This window comes from Bradyrhizobium sp. 134 (assembly GCF_023074155.1).
Taxonomy (GTDB): Bacteria; Pseudomonadota; Alphaproteobacteria; order Rhizobiales; family Xanthobacteraceae; genus Bradyrhizobium.
Map to the genome: position 1 here is coordinate 1 of NZ_JADPKX010000043.1, position 3,060 is coordinate 3,060.

Sequence of the window (3,060 nt, forward strand, 5' to 3'; positions counted from 1 at the left end):
ATGATCGCACGTGCGATAACCGCGTCTGTACCATTCAAGTGGGTTGCCGGTGACACGGTCTACGGTGTTGGCGATATCGAACAGCAGCTACGGCGGGCAGGCAAAGGCTATGTGCTCGGGGTCAGCAGCTCTCATGTCTTCCGATCCTGGGGCAAGCGACAGCCGGTCGCCGGCAAGGCCGAAGACATCGCCCGGACGCGGCGCCCGTCCGACTGGAAGCGCTTGTCGGCGGGAGCCGGAACCAAAGGACCGAGGCTGCATGACTGGTGTTATCTCGAACTGGCCGATCTCGAGGTCGAGCAGTTCAACAGCGCAAATGATGGTTTATGGACGCGCGGTCTGCTGATCCGTCGCCATATCGCCGATGGCGATCTCGCCTTCTTCACCACCTGGTGCCCAGCGGGAACATCCATTGAAACGCTGGTCGCGGTCGAAGGCCATCGATGGGCGATCGAGGACAGCTTTGAAACCGCGAAAAACGAGTTCGGGCTCGATCACAACGAGAGCAGGTCCTGGCATGGCTGGCATCGCCACGTGTCCCTGGTGATGCTCGCCTGCACACTCGCTCGGTGTGCGCTCCAGGCATGGCTGAAGGAGCCGTTACGGAAAGGAGCAACAGCGTTGTTCCCCAAAGTGCACAGGGCCCGGCTCAGTGCCGACAGCGTCCAGTCGCTGCTGGGAAAGCATGTTCGTGTCGCTCACAAGAGTTGCCCGTCTTTGAAGGCCAAGAGCGCGTCACCGCACGTGCTGAGACACAGCGCTGCGACGGAACTGCTGCAAGCCGGCGTCGACTGCTCCGTGATCGCACTGTGGCTCGGCCATGAATCCGGTCGAGACGACGCAGACGTACCTGCACGCCCACCTCGCCCTCAAGCTGCCCTGGCGAAGCTCAAACCGTACGAGCGCGGCAAGCGAACCCGCTTCCAGCCGAACGACCGCCTGCTCGCCTTCCTCGAGGCGCTCTGAACGACCAGACTATGGCGAATGGAATGGGGCTGCCGTGCACGCGATCGACGGTGCCAGCGCGTGACCATGGCGTGCCATATCAAATCCGTTCGGCATAGTTCGGCGGGCGGCATAAACCTGCAAGATGAACGACGTCGATCCGCAAGCCTGGCTCGCCGACGTGCTGGCCAGGCTTCCAGATCACCCCGGCAACAAAGTCGCCGACCTGCTGCCCTGGAATTGGCGAGACCAAAATAAGCAAGTCAATCAGGCAGCCTAGTGACCGCCCCGCGGTCCTCGCCGGCTTTCAATTACCCACAAATTCTCCTCCGACCAAGGCGCCTAACGCTATGTCGGTGAGGCGCGACAGCCCGCGCCACATGACCGTATTGCCAGGGGGCGGATCGCTGGCGCGGGCGAGATAACCGCCGAGCCGGGCGATCTTGATGAGATAGTGCGAAAGCGTCTTTCTCGCTTTTGGTTTGTCGTTGACGAGGCGATCGAGCACGCCGATTTCGGTCGCGGTCAGCACGAGGGTTGGCGGCGCGTCTGGAGCGGAACGGTTGAGCATCGTCATCCAAAAGACCCGCCAACTCAGGATGCAAAAGAGCGAGATCAGATTGGTCAGACGTTGGGCGGTCCTAAGCTTCGAATCCTCAGCTTTGCAGCCTGATTTTAGGATCTTGTGGAGCACTTCGATTTTCCATCTCAAAGCGTACCATTCGAGCTTCTCAATGGCGTCGGTGCGGGAGCTAACAGGCAGATCTGTGATCAGCTTCCACTCGATTTTCTTTCTGTTCTTCGGCGTCACGCGCTCTTCAACATGGATCACCGTCAAGCTCAGCGCGGGATAACGCTTCTGCTTTCCGATCGGTGGCAAGACGCGAAGCTTGCGATATCTGATCTCGAGGACGGCCTCATCGGGGTCACCGTTGTTGTTTCTGACGTCGATGCAATGCAGTCCTTTGACGGCGACCTCGTCCATTTCGTCGGCAATCGTGTGATCTCCATTCCCAGCCAAACGATCAACGCAAGTCCTAATCACGAAATGCGTTCCGGCTTCTCGAGCCGCGCAGAACGGCTCATAGATGTCACTCTCGCGATCACCGACATGGACGCATCGTCCCGGATCGCCCAGCAGCTCCGTGGATTGACGGACATTGTCTAGCCACCGAATGCTCTCCTTCTTCTCGATGGGAACACGCGTCGGATTGATCTTCTTCTTAAGCGCGGCGGTCCCCTTGAATTTCTTCCGGGTCCAAAATTTGACGGCCGTCAGTCCAAGCGGCAGCCCTTCGGTCGTCACCGCCAGGCTCGAGTGCATCAGGATGCCGCAAACCGTGTGCGATCTTAGGCGGCCCGCCTTGTCCCCGCTGTCTATGCTCTTGGTGATCCCGATCGCGTCTGAGTTCTCTCTTTGATAGCTGAACTCGGTCGTATCATGGAGCACTAGAACTGGACCGTCGGTGGCCATCGTGCGTTCACGGGTCGATTGAAAGTGGCCGGCCAGAATGTCCGCCTCACTGACCCGGTCGTTGGAGAAAAAACGATACGCAGCCTTGGTGTTAGCCCAGTCCTGGCACACCAGCGGAATACTTTCGCCCATGGCGCTGCCGATCTGCGCTACCAGTTTGCGGAGCCGCTTGTTCAGGCGCTCGTCGGCAAGGCTGCAGCCAGCGAGCTCGCGATCAAACCATGCGTCGGCTTCTTCGTCCATTGGCACCGTCCCCTCCGAATCGGTGCCAGACAAGGAAACACGGTCGATTCCTGCGATGCAATGGTTTGTGCGCTCCCTCAGCCCATTCGACTAAATGTGGGTAATTGAAAGCCTCGCCGGATGCTTACCCAGTTGCCGCGCACTCTCGAAGAGCTGAAAGCTGACTTAACGGAAGACGAAGTGGCGGCGGAGCGGGCTGTCGCCAAAAACGACGATGGTGCGCGGTTGTACGCCTAAGCGCGCCGAGTACCAGACGTTTCCCGATCATGTTCCGCGCGAACAGGTGGTGATCGATCGATCGTAAGCGCGATTTTCTCCGCACGATGACGCCCGCGCTTTTGACGGATGGCCTTCGTATCGAGGGCGGCATCTGACCCGTTCAGGCAGCGGCGGTTTTG

General features: G+C 59.4%; 1 protein-coding gene and 4 pseudogenes. 4 read left to right on the top strand and 1 reads right to left on the bottom strand.

Features of this window, described 5'->3' with window-relative positions:
• The 3 pseudogenes from IVA75_RS14885 to IVA75_RS14895 all read left to right on the top strand — a co-directional run.
• A pseudogene (locus IVA75_RS14885) lies at positions 1–555 on the top strand (transposase); the annotation flags it as partial.
• 6 nt (positions 556–561) lie between these two features.
• Positions 562–966: pseudogene (locus tag IVA75_RS14890) on the top strand (tyrosine-type recombinase/integrase); the annotation flags it as partial.
• Positions 967–1,081: 115 nt separating this feature from the next.
• Positions 1,082–1,225, top strand: a pseudogene (locus IVA75_RS14895) (transposase domain-containing protein); the annotation flags it as partial.
• Between the two features lie 27 nt (positions 1,226–1,252).
• On the opposite strand, the gene IVA75_RS14900 reads toward IVA75_RS14895, so the two are convergent.
• Positions 1,253–2,662, bottom strand: coding sequence for an IS4 family transposase (locus IVA75_RS14900; protein WP_247282430.1), 1,410 nt, complete (start codon positions 2,660–2,662; stop codon positions 1,253–1,255).
• A gap of 117 nt (positions 2,663–2,779) precedes the next feature.
• Here IVA75_RS14900 and IVA75_RS14905 point away from each other — a divergent pair.
• Positions 2,780–2,957: pseudogene (locus IVA75_RS14905) on the top strand (IS66 family transposase); the annotation flags it as partial.
• Positions 2,958–3,060: the final 103 nt, after the last annotated feature.

Bases quoted from the DNA above. Each gene is read 5' to 3' on its own strand.
- IVA75_RS14900 (WP_247282430.1), bottom strand. From the start codon at position 2,662: ATGGACGAAGAAGCCGACGCATGGTTTGATCGCGAGCTCGCTGGCTGC.